Source organism: Nocardiopsis listeri (assembly GCF_020741345.1).
GTDB classification, from domain to species: Bacteria; Actinomycetota; Actinomycetes; order Streptosporangiales; family Streptosporangiaceae; genus Nocardiopsis; species Nocardiopsis listeri_A.
In genome coordinates, this window is the sequence record NZ_DYZD01000189.1 from 12177 (window position 1) to 28397 (window position 16221).

Consider the following 16221-nt stretch of genomic DNA (forward strand, 5'->3'; position numbering starts at 1 on the left):
AGGAACTCGCCCTCATGCTCGGAATGGTTCTCGCCGCAGGCGCGGGGCGTCGCCTGCGTCCTTACACCGACACCCTGCCCAAGGCCTTGGTGCCCGTCGACGGCGAGACGACCATCATGGACATCTCGCTGCGCAACCTGGCGGCCGCCGGTCTCACCGACGTCGTCGTCGTTGTCGGCTACCGGGCCGAGGCCGTCGAGGAGCGTAAGGCCGCTCTGGAGGAGCGCCACGGCGTCAAGCTCACCCTCAGCTACAACGACAAGGCCGAGGAGTGGAACAACGCCTACTCCCTGTGGACCGCACGTGAGTTCTTCTCCGAGGGCGTCCTCCTGGTCAACGGCGACACCGTGCACCCGGTGAGCATCGAGGAAACGCTACTCGCCGCCCGGGGACCGGAACTCCTCCTCGCGGTGGACAACGTGAAAAGCCTCGCTGAAGAAGAGATGAAGGTGACCCTCGACGAGGACGGCCACCTCCAGAACATCACCAAGCTGATGGACCCCGCCACCGCCGCGGGCGAGTACATCGGCGCCACCCTCATTGAGGGCTCGCTCGCCTCCCGTCTGGCCGACGCCTTGAAGGCCACCTGGGAGCGCGACCCGCAGCTCTACTACGAGGACGGTTACCAGGAGCTCGTCCGCCGCGGCGAGAAGATCGCCGTCGCCCCCATCGGCAAGGTGGACTGGGTCGAGGTCGACGACCACGACGACCTGGCCAAGGCGAGGGAGATCGCGTGCCGCTACTAGCCCGAATGCTCCCCTCCCCTCTGGCGATCGACGTGCGCCGGGGGGCCATCTCCTCACTCGGGACTGTGCTGGCCGACCGCCGCATCGCCACCGAGGGACGCATCGCCGTGGCGGTGGGACCGGGTCAGGGCGCACAGATCGCCGCCGACCTGGACCTGCCCCAGTGCGAGGTCTTCCAGGTCGAGGAGGGAACCGTCGACGCGGCGACCGAACTGGGCCAGAAGCTGCGTTCGGGCGCCTACGAGGCCGTGGCCGGCATCGGCGGCGGCAAGACCATCGACGTCACCAAGTTCGCCGCGACCATGGCGGGCATCCCGATGGTGGCCGTGGCCACCAACCTGGCCCACGACGGCATCGCCTCCCCGGTCAGCTCCCTGGAGCACGAGGGCGGCAAGCCGTCCATCGGCGTGACGATGCCCATCGCGATCGTCATCGACGTGGACTACGTCCAGGCGGCCCCCGGGCACCTGGTCCGTTCCGGTGTCGGTGACGTGATCAGCAACATCTCGGCCATCGAGGACTGGGAGCTCGCGGGCAAGGAGAACGGCGAGCCGATCGACAGCATGGCGGTCACCTTCGCTCGTGTGGCGGCGGAGGCGATCCTGCATCGCCCCGACTCCATCGAGTCCGACGGGTTCCTCAAGATCCTGGCCGAGGGGCTGGTGCTGTCCGGTATGGCCATGGTGGTCGCCGGTTCCAGCCGTCCGGCCAGCGGCGCCTGCCACGAGATCCTGCACGCGGTCACCCAGCTCTACCCGGGCAAGGGCAACCACGGGGAACTCGCCGGTCTGGGGACGCTCTTCGCCTCCTACCTGCGGGTCCAGCACCTGGACTGGCCGGCCGAGCGACTGGACGAGATCCGCTCCTGCCTGCTCCGCCACCAGCTGCCCATCGTGCCCTCCGACGTCGGTCTCACCGAGGCCGAGTTCGCGCGGGCCGTGGCGCACGCTCCGGGCACCCGCCCGGGCAGGTTCACGATCCTGGAACACCTGAACCTCTCCGAGGACGAGATCGGGCGGAGTGTCGCGGCCTATGTCGAAGCCGTCGGTCGCTGAGGTCCGCGCGGGCGGCCAGCCCGCGGGGATCAAGGAGCGCGTGAACGAGGAGCACTGGGCGGGGCGTCTCTACATGAGGGACATCTCCCCGTACCTGACCACGTTCTTCGTGCGCCTGCGCGTACCGCCGAACCCCATCACCTACCTGATGATGGTGTTCGGGGTGCTCGCGGGCGTGGTCGTCGCGTTCGGTGGCCTGTGGTCGGCGATCCTCGCCGCCGTGATGGTGCAGATCTACCTGTTGTTGGACTGCTCCGACGGTGAGGTGGCCCGCTACACGGGTCGGACCAGCGTGGCCGGGATCTACCTGGACCGCATCGGCCACTACGTGTCCGAGGTCGCGCTGCTCGTCGGCCTGGGCATCCGTGCCCAGGGCGGGTTCGAGGCCGGGGGCTGGGTCATCCTGGGCATGACCGCCGCGCTCGGTGTCGTTCTCATCAAGGCCGAGACCGACAACGTGGTCGTGGCCCGTGCCAAGGCCGGTCTTCCCGAGAAGATCACCGAAGAGGCCATGCGGCCCAGGTCGTCCGGGCTGAGCCTGGCGCGACGCCTGGCCTCCGCGCTCAAGGTCCATCGCCTGATCCAGGCCGTGGAGCTGTCCTTGATCGTGGTGGTGGTGGCCGTGGTCGACCTCTTCCTCGGTGACCTGACGGCGACCAGGATCCTGGTCGTGGCCTGCGCCGCGGTGGCGGTACTGATGAGCTTCGCGCACTTCGTGAGCGTGCTCGCCTCTCGGCGCCTCGAATAACGCGTCGATGACGTTCTGACGTAATCACGGGGCCGTGGACGCTACCCCGTTCACGGCTCCGTACACTTCGTCTTTATTCTTTCGTTAGTCTGTTTCTGCGAACGTTGGCATGTGTCCACCTGTCAGCCGCACGTCATCCACTGAACGGTTCGCATTCATGGCCACACCCGTGATCCCACCAGCACAGGACCCCGGCGGTCCTGCCGAACCCGCCGGCCCGGGTCTGCCCGGGGCGCGGAAAGCCCGAGCGCAGGAACGGAGCGGTTCCCAGGTGCCCGGTAAACCCACCCTGTCCTGTGTCCTGCTGACCATGGGCACACGACCCGCCGAACTGCGCCGGGCCATCACCAGCGTGTTCGAGCAGGAGGGTGTCGACGTCGAGGTCGTCGTGGTGAGCAACGGCGCCGACCTGCCCGACCTGCCCGAGGGCGTGGTCACGGTGAACCTGCCGGAGAACGTGGGCATCCCCGAGGGGCGTAACCACGGGGTGAAGGCCACCACGGGCGACGTGATCCTGTTCCTGGACGACGACGGCTGGTACCGGTCCATGGACCTGGCCGAACACGTGCGCGACCGGTTCGGTTCCGAGCCGTCCCTGGGCGCCCTGTCGTTTCGGATCGCCGATCCCGACGGCGGTCCCGACCAGCGTAGGCACGTGCCCCGACTGCGGGTCGGCGACTCCCGTAAGTCCAGTGTGGTCACCACGTTCCTGGGTGGCGCGTGCGCCATCCGTCGCACCGCCTTCGAGAAGGGCGGGGGTCTGCCGGGCGACTTCTTCTACGCCCACGAGGAGACCGACCTGGCCTGGCGGATCATGGACGCCGGGTACGGCATCGAGTACGACGCCGACGCCGTGATGTACCACCCCGCGGTGACGCCGACCCGGCACGAGAACTTCTACCGGCTCAACGCCCGCAATCGGGTGTGGCTGGCCCGTCGCAACCTTCCCTGGCCGCTGGCGTTCGCCTACCTCGGCACCTGGGTGGGACTGACGGTGCTCCGTGAACGCGACAAGAGCGCGCTCAAGGCGTGGTTCGGCGGTTTCCGCGAGGGATGGCGTGAGGACGCCGGCCCCCGGACCCCCATCGCCTGGAAGACCGCTTGGCGGATGACCCGCGCGGGTCGCCCGCCGATCATCTGATCTTCGCCTCGATCCCCAGGAGAACCACGTGGGCGCTTTCGGTGGGCTGATCATCCTCATGCTCTTGGCGTTCGTCGCCGTCGTCGTCGCGGTGATCGTCCTGCTCGTCGTCCTCGTCAGCGGCTCCAAGAACCCCTCGCGGGCGGGGGCGCCCGGGCGGCGGCCGCCCTACGGTCACGGACAGCCGCCCCATCCGGGCAACCCGGGTCGGTACCCCGGCCCCCAGGGGCCCGGAGGCGCCTAGGGCCATGGCCATGAGAAAGGGGGCGGGTGCCGCACGGCACCCGCCCCCTTCGTGGTCTTCGGGATCAGATCTCGGTGACGGTCTGCTCGTACTCCAGGCGCGGCAGGCGGTCGAACCAGGCGTCCGGGCCGGGCTTGCCGATGTTCATGACGACGATCGGCTTCTGGCTGGAGTCCTCGCCGAAGAACTCCTTGCGGACGCCCTCGGCGTCGAAGCCGGTCATCGGTCCGGCGGCCAGACCGGCGGCGCGAACGCCGATGATCAGGTAGGCGACCTGCAAGAACGCGTTCTGCAGGGCCATGGACTCACGGGCCTCGACCGGCATGCCGGCGAAGTTGTCGCGGGCGTCCGGGGCGACCGGGAAGATCGTGGGGAAGTGCTCGTGGAAGTCGCTGTCGGCGGTCAGGATCAGTGCCAGCGGGGCGGCGGCGGTCTTGGGGGCGTTGTTGCCGCCCATGTGCCGGACCAGGCGCTCACGGGCTTGGGGGGAGCGCACCGCGGTGACGCGCAGGGGCTGGTTGTTCATCGCCGTGGGGCCGAACTTGACCAGGTCGTAGATCGCGCGCAGCTGCTCGTCGGTCACCGGTTCGTCGGTGAAGCCGTTGGCGGTGCGGGCGCTGTGGAACAGCAGGTCCTGTGCGTTCTTGTCGAGGACCAGCGTGTCAGTCATAGTCAAAACCTCGGCTGTGCGCTTCTTCATGGTCAGGGAGCCCGCCTGCGGCGGACACGAGGCACAACCTGGTTTGCTAGGAAGATATTTCTAGATTATATGATTTGTGAGTTCATTCACTTAGCGCGCTGCGCGGTCGATCCCGCTGCGGGGGCACCTTGCCCGGGACGACCGGGACCCTCGGCGGGTCGGGGAGCGGTGCCGGCGGGGTCTCCGGGCTCTGCCGAGGTCGTACCGTACCGCCGGCCTGGGCCACCCATTCCTCCAGCCGCTTGACGAACACCCGTGCCTGGACCGGCCAGTGGTACGAGGTCCGCGCGATCCGGTGACCGGTGCTCGCCAACTCCCGGCGCAGCTCCTCGTTGTCGCGCAACTCCAACACGGCCCGGGTGGCGGCGTCGCCGTCGTTGAACGGAACGACGAGCCCGGAGCGTCCCTCCGGGCGCCGGCTGACCAGGGCCTCGGCCATCGGGTTCGGGCTGGTCACCACCGGCAGACCATGGGCCATGTACTCCACGACCTTGGTCGGCAGTGAGTGCCGGTAGTTGTCGGTGTCGTGCAGCAGGCTGATCCCGGCCAGGGCACCGGCCGCCATCCGAAGGGCCCGGTCGTTGGGCACGAACCCGTACCAGTGCAGGGCGTCCTCCTGGTGCGCCTCGCGCAGTAGGGGACGGACCTCTGCGTCGGCGTTGCCGATCACTTCCAGACGCACGCCGTGGTCGCGCAACCGCCGACCCATCCGGACCATCTCGCGGGCACCGCGCGCCATGGAGACGTGCCCCAGGTAGACGACGCGGTCGTCACCCGCCGGTCGGAGCGGGGCGTCCGGCACGTCCGTGGTGTTGGGAACGACCGGATGGTCGCCGCGGAACCGGGAACGGTAACCCTCCTCGGCCAGGAGCAGACGCAGTCGACGCTCGGCACCCCGTTCGAAACCGCGCACGACCCGACCGAGTGGACGGCGCAGCGGCCTCGGCACCCACGGCTTGGTGAGCAACGCCGCCGGGGTGTCCTCGTGCACGTCCCACACGGTGACCGGTGGCCGCTTCGAGGGCAGCGCGAGCAGGAGTTCGGGGTCGTGGAAGAGCAGGAGGTCGGCCTCGGGCGCCAATCTGGTCAGGGCGGAGCGGGCGGCCCGCAGAGAGGACAGGCGGTCGCGCCCCTGGGCGCGCGGCACGTCCACCGAGCGGATCTGGTCCCATGGCGTCACCCCGCACTCTCGGAAGGGGGCGACGTAGGTGACGGTGTGCCCTGCCTCGACGAGCGCCCGGATCTGGCGGTGCAGGATCCTGGCGTCCTCGGGGTGGTGCACAATCGTCGCCACGAGTGCGTGCATGAAGATCACCTATGTGTGTCACCGGTTGGCTCCGACTACAGCGATGATCCGCCGTTACCGGGCGGGAACCGCTGCACGACACGGTATTCACCTGGAGAAACACGCCGAGGACGGTCGGATGGACACCCGGCGTGCGCCCGGTGAACCTTCGGTCGGTCGTCGGTGAACACACGAAGGCACGCCGTCGAACGCCGTGGGACGTCCGGCCGGCGTGCCCAGGTGGCCGGGGCGATCACAGGACCTGGAGGCCCTCCCGCTGTACTTTGCGGCGGGCCTGCACCGGGATCTCGGGTCCGGTGGTCACGGGCTCGTCGGCCTCCGACCGGCGCAGCACTCCGCGGGTGTCGAGCAGCAGGCGCGCGTACTCTTCCAAAAGCTTGGGGCGGTAGTCGCTGTGGTCGGTGAGCAGGATGGTCAGATCCGCGTCGGCCATGGCCTGTTCCAGGTCGGTGGAACGAGGGATGTCCACCCCGTCCACCTGCCAGGACTCCACGTGCGGATCGTGGTAGGTCAGCGTAGCGCCCTTGGCGGCCAGCTTGCGCGCGACCGGACGGGCCGGTGATTCGCGCTGGTCCGCGATGTCGGCTTTGTACGTCACTCCGAGGAGCAGCACCTTGGAACGCGACAGCGCCAGTCCGGAGTCGTTCAGCAACTCCTGGGCCCGCTGCATGACGTAGGCCGGCATGCGGCTGTTGATCTCCTGGGCCAGCTCGACGAACCGGAACGGGTAGCCGAGGGTCTTGACCTTGTAGGAGAGGTAGTTCGGGTCGATGGGGATGCAGTGACCGCCCACGCCCGGACCGGGGTAGAACGCCTGGAAGCCGAACGGCTTGGTCGCCGCGGCGGCGATGGAGTCCCACAGGTCCACGCCCAGTTCCTGGCAGAAGATGGCCATCTCGTTGACCAGGGCGATGTTGACGTGCCGGTAGGTGTTCTCCAGCAGCTTGGCCATCTCGGCCTCACGGGTGCCGCGGGCGCGGACCACCTTGTGCACGAACCGGCCGTAGAACTCCGCGGCCGCCTCCCCGCACTCCTCGGTGAGACCGCCGACGACCTTGGGCGTGTTGGTCACGCCGAACGTCGGGTTGCCCGGGTCGATGCGCTCGGGGGAGAAGGCCAGGTGGAAGTCGGCCCCGGCCACCAGGCCGGACTCCTCCAGGAGCGGACGGACGACCTCGTCGGTCGTGCCCGGGTAGGTGGTGGACTCCAGGATCACCACGGTCCCCGGTGAGAGCCGGGTGGCGATGGCCTTGGACGCGGCGGTGACCGCGCCCAGGTCGGGACCGCCCTCGGGGGACAGCGGGGTGGGTACACAGATGACGATGGTGCGCGCCGTCGCCAGGCACGCCGGGTCCGTGGTCGCGTTGAACCCCTGGTCCAACATGGCGCGGACGTCGTCCGGAGTCAGGTCGTCGATGTGTGAGTCGCCCTGGTTGAGGCTGTCGACCACTTGGGCGTTGACGTCGAGCCCGGTGACCTTCACGCCGGCGGACGCGGCTGCGGCTGCCAGGGGCAGACCGACGTAGCCGAGACCGAGGACGACGAGATCGGCCGATCCGGTGCTCTGCTCGGGGACATTGGCCGGGTTGGAGGCTGCGGCATCCACTTCGTGGTCACACTCGCATTCATTTCGTGAACGGGCGCAAATGTTCGAGGACCGCCATTTCAGAGTCAGGACGTCTGAGTGTAGGCACGCGTTGTCCACGATTACGGGTTCTGGCCTGGTTCGGACATTTTCCCAATGAGAACCCGATACGCCTGGTTGTAGCGGTACACGGCCTGGGCCCATGTTCGGTCGGCTCCGACACGCTCCTGACCTGCTCGACCGTAGGAGGTCCGCTTTCGCCGACTGTAAGCGAGATTGGTGACCACATCAGCTAGACGTGCCGAATCGCCCGCCGGAATTAACTCTCCTGTCACCCCTGGTTCCACAATCTCCCTAAGAGCGGGAAGATCACTGGCAACGACCGGGAGCCCGCCGGCCATGGCCTCCACGGGTTTCAATGGTGTCACCAGACGGCACACCCGTTCATCTCGACGGGGCACCACGAACACGTCCAATGCCGCGTGATGGTGACGTACCCGGTCGGCGGGAACGCGTCCGGTGAAGTGCACCGCCCCCTCCAGCCCGGACCGTTCGGCCTGAGCCCGTAGCGCGGGCAGTTCCGGTCCGTCGCCGACGATCAGGGCGTGGACCGGTTCCCCTCGTCCGCGCAGCAGGGAGATCGCGTCCAAGAGCACGTCCAGCCCCTCGTAACCGAAGCAGCTGGTGGTGGTGCCCACCACGAACTCCTCCCGGCCGATGCCCAGATCCTCGCGGACCTCCTCGCCCGGGGGCAGCGGTTCCAGGAAGGAGACGTCCACCGCGTTGGGTACGACCAGCAGACGTTCACGGGGTACCCCACGGGCCTCGATGTCGGCGCGCATCGCCTCTCCGAGGGTCACGACCAGATCGGCGGCGAGCATGCACTCGGTCTCCGCGGCGCGTTCCGCCCGGTAGAAGGCGTCGTCCACGCTTCGGGAGGGGTCCCGCGACAGCCAGGACTCCTCCAGGAAACCCCGTACCTCGTAGACCACGGGCAGGTCGTATCCGCGCCCCAGTTCCAGGGCCAGCCGGGCGTTGTGGTGGTTGCTCGCCGCGTGCAGCACGTCCGGTCGCAACGCCTCCACCAATTCGGAACCCATGCGCAATCCGACCTGGAATTCCTGGTCGTGGTCGGAGGGGGCCCGCCACGGCAGGAGTCGGTGGTAGAAGACGCCGTCGACCTCCACGAGCGTGCGCGGGTCCGGCACCCCCTTGGTGAGCGGGTACCCGGCGCGGGAGACCACGTGCACGTCCATGCCCGCCTCGCGCTGGGCGACCGCGATGCGGTGCGTGCGCTGGGTGTAGCCGGCGTTGGTGTGCGGAAGCGCGTTGGTGACCAGGTGCAGAACACGCGGTACCGGGCCCGTCGCCGTCGGTCGCCGAGCGTTCACCGTGTCGTCGGGCCGCGTTGGCGTACCGCGGGTTAACGTGAACCCGTGACGGTCAGGGGAAACGGACAACGACTCGGGAACAGCGCGTCCCGTGGCCAGGGCCGTCCGGTACTCGGCGGCGCTGCGATGCCGACCCGGCGGGATCAGTTCGACCAGATCACGAGCGGTGTCGGCGTCCCCGGCGGCCAGGGCCGCCGACACCAGGCGCCCCACCCCGGCAGGGGATGTGCGTCGGGACGCGGCCAGCAGCACCTCACGCGCCTCCTCGCGCCGACCCTGGTCCCACAGGGCGTAGGCGCGTGGAAGCGCGCCGGAACGTCTGGCCACGGCACGTGCCGGTCCGCGCAGCGGACCGGGCATCAGTCTGGCGGCCAACAGCGGCAGCCGGGCGGGCTCGTCCCGCAGGTGACGCCAGGCCAAGGTGGCGGTGAAGGTCACCGCACGCGGCCACAAGGTACGTGGGCGCGGCGGTCGGGGTTCGGGAGTCCGGATGTCTTGCACGGTCAGTCACACAACCACGTGGACGTGACCAAGTGGTGACACCACGGCGTCGCGTTCGGGACGGGCCGGACAAGGAAGCCCGTCGACCCGACCGAACACCCCGCACACACCGGATTTCGGGGGACGAACCCCCCGACCCATCAACGCGAGAACCGAAGGAAGCACCAGTGGCAACGAGCGCCCCCCCAGGTAGTCAGGACACCGCGATCGCGCACGTGGTCGGCGCCCGCCCCAACTTCGTCAAGGCCGCGCCCGTGGTCTCCGCCCTGCGTGGCAGGGGCGCCCACCAGCGGGTCGTGCACACCGGCCAGCACTACGACGACCGCATGTCCGCGGTCTTCTTCCGCGACCTCGGTCTGCCCACCCCCGACGTCGACCTCGGCGTCGGTTCCGGGTCGCACGCCGCCCAGACCGCAGCCCTCATGGTCGGTCTGGAACGTGAGTTCACCGAGAACACCCCCGGCATGGTGGTGGTCTACGGCGACGTCAACTCCACCGTCGCCGCCGCGTTGGTCGCCGCCAAGCTCGGTGTTCCGGTCGCGCACGTCGAAGCGGGCCTGCGCTCCTTCGACAACACGATGCCCGAGGAGATCAACCGCCGGGTCACCGACCGGCTCAGCGACCTGTGCTTCGCGACCAGCCCCGAGGCCATCGGCCACCTCGCCGCGGAGGGCGTGTCCCCGGACCGGGTCCACCTCGTCGGAAACCCTATGATCGACACCCTCTTGGGCAACCTCGACCGGTTCGACGCCCAGGCCCTGCGAGCCCGACTCGACCTTCCCGAGCGCTACGTGGCGGCCACCCTGCACCGGCCCGCCAACGTCGACGACCCCGACAACGTCGCCCGCCTCACCGCACGACTGCACGAGGTCGCCGACGTCGCCGACGTCGTCATGCCCGTCCACCCGCGCGGCAAGGCGGCCTTCGACCGGGCGGGCCTGGGCGACCACCCGCGCGTGCGTCTGCTCGAACCGCTCGGCTACCTCGACTTCGTCGCGCTCACCCGCGGCGCCGCCGCCGTGGTCACCGACTCCGGTGGGGTCCAGGAGGAGACCACGATCCTCGGTGTCCCCTGCCTGACCTTGCGCCCCAACACCGAACGCCCGGTCACGATCACGCACGGGACCAACCAGCTCGTCACCGAGTCCGACCTGGTCGCCACCCTCGACAAGGTCCTCGACGGACGAGTCGACGAACGGATCGGTGACACCCCACCGTTGTGGGATGGTCGTTCGGGTGAACGCATCGCCTCCGTCCTCACCAGGTGGTCGAGGTGACGACACCGATGAGCCCGCCATGCAGAGGCGCCGCCCGGCGTCCCAGGGGACCGGCCACTCGGCTGACCCTGGGCCTTCGCACCCGTCCCGGCACACGTCGGACCGCACACCCGCCGACCCCGGACGCCACAGGCACGGGGGACCGTGGAACCGCCAGACCCGAGTACAAGGTGGCAGACCGTGAAACGGCGTGAACAGAGCCAGACCGAACAGCTTCGGCAAGCCCTGGCCGAACGTGAGGCCCAGCTCCAGGAGGCGCAGGTCCGCCTCGCCGCCCTGGAGGGATCGACCTCGCTGCAGGTGGGCCGGGCGCTCACCGCCGCGGCCAAGCGTCCGGGACGCTCCCTGGTACGGCTGCCCCGGGACCTCTACCGGCTCTGGCGGCACAGCGGCGACAGCAACCACGCCCAACGCCGTCGGGCCGAACCCGTCCGCTCCTTCGACGCCGACCGCCAAGAGGCCCGGCTCCTCACCGGCCTGAGCGGTGGCACCGCCGACCAACTGGTCGCCGCCACCGTCGTGGGCCCCGCCGTGCAGACCGCGATCGACCCCTACCTGCGTTCGGTCGCCCTGCGCCCGCACGACGCCCAGATCGTCATGGACGCCGTGGACGTGGACCTGCTCCTGGTGTCGGCCTCGGCCGCCGCCCCCGGGTCGCCTTGGGCGCACGTGGGAGACCCCGCCGTGGTGGACCGAACCCGTGCCCTGCACTGGGTCATGGAGTCCGCGGCCTCCCGCGGGATCCCCGCGGTCCTGCTCGATGACGCGCCCGCGCCGCCCGCCCTGCGCCGGCTCGGGTTCGACCGCATCCACAAGGGCGACGCCGGGGTGCCCCTGCACCTGTTCAACCCGGTCGCCGCCGAACTCGCCCTCGGCCCGGAGGCCGTCTACGTCCGTACCGGGGTCGACACCCCCGTACCCGACGTACTGCTCGAACTCGGGGTGGGCGTGGTCGACGTCGACTCGCCCGACCTGGCGGACGCCCTCCGCGCCGCCAACGTCGCCGTCATCCCGGAGAACACTCCCGGCGAGGCCGGACTGCACCGTCGGGCCTGGGCCTGTGGCACCCGTGTGGTCGCCCACCCGGCCGTCCCCGTACCGGGCGGCGAGGACCTCACCGTCAGCGTTCCACGACTGCGCGCGCTGGGCCCCACCCAACGCGAGGTCCGCACCATGCTCCGTCAGGTCTTCCTCGACGACGCCACCCCGGTCCGTCTGGCCGCCCTCCTGGACGGCCTCGAACTCACGACCGCCGTTCCGGGCGGCGGGCTTCCGCTCAGCGGGCGAGGCGTGGCCGTCCTCGCCGACCCGGACGGGGAGGAGCAGGCCGACCGGCTCGCAGAGGACCTGCTCTCCTCCCGTCTGCGTCCGGCCGAGGTCGTGGTCCCCGACACCGCCGCCCGACTGCCCGGCCTGCGCCGCCTGCGTTCGGAGGGCGTCACCGTGCGCACGGTGCGCTTCGACGCCCCCGACACCCCGGCCGATCTCACCCGGGACGACAACGACGCCGCCCCCGGCGGGCTCACGCCCCGACAGTGGGCGGACCTGGCCGAACGGGCCACCATGCCCTGGGCGTTCATGTGGACCGGGCCGACCGGACGCAACCGCCTGGTCGACCTCGCCTGCGCCGCCGAATGCTCCGGCGCCGACGCGGTCGGGACCCCGCGCGAGACCGCGGAGGGGATCGAGCCCACGGCCACCGGAACCGGTGACCTCGGGTTCTTCGACCGCTCCACCGGTACCGGACAGTACGTGTACGTCACCGGCATCGATCCCGAACTGGCCCGTACCGAGCTGCTACGACGCGCCTGGGGTCCGCGGGAGTGGAACCGGCGCGGCAGTCGACTCCTGGCCCTGGGGCCCGACCACGGCACCGGGACCGACAGCGGCGGCGAGGACCCGACCCACGCCGACGCGTCCACCGGCGCCCTCGGGTGACACCCGCGCAACGCCGGCCACATCAGTATCCGAAGGGAAGAACGTGAGCACAGCTCCTCCGCGCGCACTCTTGTACGGCGACGTGGACCTGAACATCATCGACGGTTCGGCGATCTGGGCGCAGTCGATGGCCCAGGCACTGGCCGCCGCAGGCTGTGAGGTCACCGTGCTGTTGAAGGCGCCGGTGCGCACCGATCGGCTCACCGCGCCCCTGCAGGAGGCCGACGGGATCAGGCTGGTCCGCCCCTACGAGGACCGCATGCTCTCCGACCTGGGCCCCCGTGGTCTCACCCCGGAGCAGGCCGTGGAACTCATGGGACGCATGCACGGGCGCAGGCCCTTCGACCTGGTGGTCGTGCGCGGACGCCGCCTGGCGGGGCTGGCCGCCCAGGAGACGTCCCTGAACGGACGTCTGTGGACCTACCTCACCGACTTCCCGCACAGCGTCGACGAGCTCACCGCCACCGCCACCGCGGAGCTCACCGAGATCGCGTTGGCCTCCCGGTTCGTGCTCTGTCAGACCGAGGAACTGCGCGCGTTCCTGGAGTCGACGGTGCCCGCGGCGTGCGGACGCTCGGTGCTGTTCCCGCCCGTGGTCGTCGTGCCACAGGGCGTGACGGCGGACGGCCAGGTGCACGCCCGCGCCCGACTCGCCTACACCGGCAAGTTCGCCCCGCGCTGGAACACCCTGGAGATGACCGGCCTGCCCGAGGAGCTCAACCGGATGGGGGTGGACTCCGAACTGGTGATGATCGGCGACAAGATCCACGCCGAACCCGCCGACTGGGCCAAACGCATGCGCAAGGCCCTGGAGAGCACCCCGAACGTCGACTGGCGCGGCGGTATGGCCCGCGCCGACGCGCTGCGTCAGTCCGCCGAGTGCGACTTCGGCCTGTCCTGGCGCGACCCCGACATGGACGCCAGCCTGGAGCTGTCCACCAAGGTCCTGGAGCTGGGGGCGCTCGGCCTGCCGGTGGTCCTCAACCGCACACCCATGCACGAGGCGTTGCTCGGCGTCGACTACCCGCTCTTCGCGGGTGAGGACTCCGGTTCGGTGGCCACGGTCATCGCCCGCGCCTACCACGACCGGGCCGTGTACGCCCTCGCCGCCGAGCGCTGCCGTTCGGCGGCGGCCGACCACTCCCTGGAACGGGCCTCCGAGCGTCTGCGCGGCTACCTGGCCGAGGCGCTGCCGGCGGCGCCGGAGGGAGCCGACCCCGAACGGCCGCTCAAGGTGGTCATCGCCGGGCACGACCTCAAGTTCTTCACCCGCCTCGCCGAGTACCTGGACTCCCTGCCGGGGTTGGACGTGCGCATCGACGAGTGGGAGGGGCTGAGCACCCACGACCAGTACCGGTCTCGGGAGCTCGCGGCCTGGGCGGACGTGGTCATCTGCGAGTGGTGCGGACCCAACGCCCTGTTCTACGCCAAGTGGAAGCGCCCCGACCAACGCCTCATCGTCCGACTGCACCGCTTCGAGCTGTACGCGGAGTGGCCGCGCCGCCTGGACGTGTCCAAGGTCGACGCGGTGGTGTGCGTCAGCCCCCACTACGCCGACCTGACCCGCGAGATCACCGGGTGGCCCCACGACAAGGTGGTGGTCCTGCCCAACTGGGTGGACGACCTCCAGCTCGACCGGCCCAAGCTGGCCGGCGCCGAGTACTCGCTGGGGATGATCGGCATCGCGCCCTCCCGCAAGCGCCTGGACCGCGGCCTCGACGTGCTCTCGGAGCTGCGCCGCATGGACCCCCGCTACACGCTGTCGGTCAAGACCAAGCAGCCGTGGGACTACTGGTGGATCTGGAACCGGCCGGAGGAGCGCGCCTACTTCGAGAAGGTGTACCGGCGGATCCAGCGCGACGAACGGCTCTCCGGCGGCGTGATCTTCGACGGGTTCGGCCCGGACGTGGCCACCTGGCTGCGCCGGATCGGGTTCGTGCTCTCCACCAGCGACGACGAGTCGTTCCACCTGGCACCGGCCGAGTGCGCGGCCTCCGGGGGTATCCCCGCCCTGCTGCCGTGGCCGGGCTCGGACACCATCTACGATCCACACTGGATCCACGACGACGCGGTCGCGATGGCCGAGGCCATCCACGGCACCGTCTCCAGGGGCGGGTTCGCCGAGGAGAGCGAGCGGGCACGGTCCGAGATCACCTCGGTGTACGGCCTGGAGCGGGTGCGTTCCCTGTGGAGCGACCTGGTCGTCGGCGGCCGGGTCCCCGAGCCCACCCCCTCCGACGTCGCCGTCGCGGGCGGCTAGCTCCGCCCATGGAGGAGATACGAAGGCCTCTGGGAACAGGGCCTAGACGGGGCCGGTCATCTTCGACAGGCCTCCGGCGCCTGCGGGCAGGAACAGCGCGAAGGTGGTCGGCTTGGTCTGCACCAGTTCGATGCGGGCGCCCTCGGACTCGGCTATGTGCCGGGCCAGGGCCAGCCCCAGGCCGGTGCCGCCACCTCCGCTGACCTCGCGTTCGAAGATGCGTCCGGCCAGGTGTTCGGGGACGCCCTCGCCCTCGTCGCTGACCTCGACCCGGACGGACTGGCCGGTGTCGAGGCGGCGGATGGTCACCGTCCCCGCACCGTGCTTGTAGGCGTTCTCCACCAGGGTCGCGAGGATCTGCGCGAAGTCGGTGGGGACGGTCATGGCGGTCAACCCGGAGTCGCCGGTCACCAGGAGCCTGCGATTCTCCTGCTGGAACACCGGCGACCACTCGGCCTGGAGACGGTTGAGAACCGGGTCGAGCGCGACCGCCTCGACCTCCGGGTTCTGGCTCTTGCGGGCCCGGCCGAGCAGGCTCTCGACGGTCTCGGTGAGCCGTCCGGCCTGGGCCAGGGCCGCCTCACCCTCCTCCCGGACCACGCCCGGGTTGTTCGCCTCGGCGATGATCTCCTCCAACCGCATGGTGAGCGCCGTCAACGGCGTGCGCAGCTGGTGTGAGGCGTCGGTCGCGAAGTGGCGTTCGGTGGCGATGAGACCCGCGATGCGTTCGGCGCTGCGGTCCAGCACCTCGGCGACACGGTCCGCCTCGGGGATGCCGTAGCGGTGCCCCCACGGGGTGGTGACCCCCGAGCCGAGTCGTTCGGCGGTGGCCGCCAGGTCGACCAGGGGCAGCGTGAGCCTGCGCGCCTGGAACATGGACAGCCCCACCGCGACCCCGATGGCCAGCAGGGACAGCGAGGCGATCCCCAACCAGGCCCGGATCACGCTCTCCTGCAGGGCCTCCGAACCGGACCACACCTCGACGGTGGTGCCGAGATCGGTGGTCGCCTCCGCCCGGATCAGTCCCGGCGAGTCGACGGACGTCGGGTCGAGCTCCGGGTTGCCCGCGGTCAGGACGGTCTCGCCGGTGGCATCGGTGATCCGTATGTAGCGGTCCGGATGCGCCTGGTCGAACTCGGCGAGATCGACCTCGCCGTCACGGTCGATCATGGCGTCGGTCTCGAAGCCGATCAGCTCCGCCTCGCCTTCGAGCTGACGGGCGCTCTCATCGTGCACCAGCTTGAAGGTGAGCGCGCCCAAGGGCAGTCCGAGCAGCAGGACCGCGATGACGGTCACCACCAGGGTGGAGAAGACCATCCGTCTGCGCAT

13 protein-coding genes are annotated in these 16221 nt (G+C 70.0%); 8 read left to right on the top strand and 5 right to left on the bottom strand.

Annotated elements, in window-relative coordinates:
- The first annotated feature begins 14 nt into the window (after positions 1 to 14).
- From K8V84_RS10440 to K8V84_RS10460, 5 genes are all read left to right on the top strand, one after another.
- On the top strand, positions 15 to 746 hold the full coding sequence (locus tag K8V84_RS10440; protein WP_304073649.1) for a phosphocholine cytidylyltransferase family protein: 732 nt from the start codon (positions 15 to 17) through the stop codon (positions 744 to 746).
- 5 nt (positions 747 to 751) lie between these two features.
- Positions 752 to 1801 carry an iron-containing alcohol dehydrogenase family protein gene (locus K8V84_RS10445; RefSeq protein ID WP_304073651.1) on the top strand — a complete coding sequence of 350 codons (1050 nt, stop codon included), beginning with the start codon at positions 752 to 754 and terminating at the stop codon, positions 1799 to 1801.
- Entirely contained in the window at positions 1779 to 2549 is a 771-nt protein-coding gene (locus tag K8V84_RS10450; protein ID WP_304073653.1) for a CDP-alcohol phosphatidyltransferase family protein, read from the top strand. The genes K8V84_RS10445 and K8V84_RS10450 overlap by 23 nt, the downstream gene beginning before the upstream one ends.
- Before the next feature lie 310 nt (positions 2550 to 2859).
- Positions 2860 to 3690 (top strand): glycosyltransferase family 2 protein, encoded by an 831-nt coding sequence (locus K8V84_RS10455; protein WP_304073679.1) that lies wholly within the window; start codon positions 2860 to 2862, stop codon positions 3688 to 3690.
- A gap of 28 nt (positions 3691 to 3718) precedes the next feature.
- A complete protein-coding gene (locus K8V84_RS10460) occupies positions 3719 to 3934 on the top strand; it encodes a hypothetical protein (protein ID WP_304073655.1) in 216 nt (71 codons plus the stop codon).
- 64 nt (positions 3935 to 3998) lie between these two features.
- Here K8V84_RS10460 and K8V84_RS10465 read toward each other — a convergent pair whose 3' ends face one another.
- The 4 genes from K8V84_RS10465 to K8V84_RS10480 all read right to left on the bottom strand — a co-directional run bounded on the left by K8V84_RS10465 (position 3999) and on the right by K8V84_RS10480 (position 9354).
- A complete protein-coding gene (locus tag K8V84_RS10465; protein WP_304073656.1) occupies positions 3999 to 4604 on the bottom strand; it encodes a malonic semialdehyde reductase in 606 nt (201 codons plus the stop codon).
- 112 nt (positions 4605 to 4716) lie between these two features.
- The gene (locus K8V84_RS10470) at positions 4717 to 5940 is read right to left on the bottom strand and encodes a glycosyltransferase (RefSeq protein WP_304073659.1); all 1224 of its coding nucleotides are present in this window, start codon (positions 5938 to 5940) and stop codon (positions 4717 to 4719) included.
- 232 nt (positions 5941 to 6172) lie between these two features.
- Positions 6173 to 7546 carry a nucleotide sugar dehydrogenase gene (locus tag K8V84_RS10475; RefSeq protein ID WP_304073661.1) on the bottom strand — a complete coding sequence of 458 codons (1374 nt, stop codon included), beginning with the start codon at positions 7544 to 7546 and terminating at the stop codon, positions 6173 to 6175.
- 101 nt (positions 7547 to 7647) lie between these two features.
- A complete protein-coding gene (locus K8V84_RS10480; RefSeq protein WP_304073664.1) occupies positions 7648 to 9354 on the bottom strand; it encodes a glycosyltransferase family 4 protein in 1707 nt (568 codons plus the stop codon).
- 230 nt (positions 9355 to 9584) lie between these two features.
- Here K8V84_RS10480 and wecB point away from each other — a divergent pair, with 230 nt between their 5' ends.
- The 3 genes from wecB (at position 9585) to K8V84_RS10495 (ending at position 14892) form a co-directional block, all read left to right on the top strand.
- Positions 9585 to 10694, top strand: a complete 1110-nt coding sequence (gene wecB / locus K8V84_RS10485; protein ID WP_304073667.1) for a non-hydrolyzing UDP-N-acetylglucosamine 2-epimerase — start codon at positions 9585 to 9587, stop codon at positions 10692 to 10694.
- Between the two features lie 180 nt (positions 10695 to 10874).
- On the top strand, positions 10875 to 12632 hold the full coding sequence (locus K8V84_RS10490; protein ID WP_304073670.1) for a hypothetical protein: 1758 nt from the start codon (positions 10875 to 10877) through the stop codon (positions 12630 to 12632).
- Positions 12633 to 12702: 70 nt separating this feature from the next.
- A complete protein-coding gene (locus K8V84_RS10495) occupies positions 12703 to 14892 on the top strand; it encodes a glycosyltransferase (RefSeq protein ID WP_304073680.1) in 2190 nt (729 codons plus the stop codon).
- Positions 14893 to 14934: 42 nt separating this feature from the next.
- Here the strand turns inward: K8V84_RS10495 and K8V84_RS10500 are convergent, their stop codons facing one another.
- On the bottom strand, positions 14935 to 16221 hold the full coding sequence (locus K8V84_RS10500) for a HAMP domain-containing sensor histidine kinase (protein WP_304073673.1): 1287 nt from the start codon (positions 16219 to 16221) through the stop codon (positions 14935 to 14937).

Coding starts and splice junctions, on each gene's coding strand:
- K8V84_RS10500 (WP_304073673.1), bottom strand. CDS start 16,221: ATGCGCAGACGGATGGTCTTCTCCACCCTGGTGGTGACCGTCATCGCG.
- K8V84_RS10470 (WP_304073659.1), bottom strand. CDS start 5,940: ATGCACGCACTCGTGGCGACGATTGTGCACCACCCCGAGGACGCCAGG.
- K8V84_RS10440 (WP_304073649.1), top strand. CDS start 15: ATGCTCGGAATGGTTCTCGCCGCAGGCGCGGGGCGTCGCCTGCGTCCT.
- K8V84_RS10465 (WP_304073656.1), bottom strand. CDS start 4,604: ATGACTGACACGCTGGTCCTCGACAAGAACGCACAGGACCTGCTGTTC.
- K8V84_RS10455 (WP_304073679.1), top strand. CDS start 2,860: ATGGGCACACGACCCGCCGAACTGCGCCGGGCCATCACCAGCGTGTTC.
- K8V84_RS10450 (WP_304073653.1), top strand. CDS start 1,779: ATGTCGAAGCCGTCGGTCGCTGAGGTCCGCGCGGGCGGCCAGCCCGCG.
- K8V84_RS10445 (WP_304073651.1), top strand. CDS start 752: ATGCTCCCCTCCCCTCTGGCGATCGACGTGCGCCGGGGGGCCATCTCC.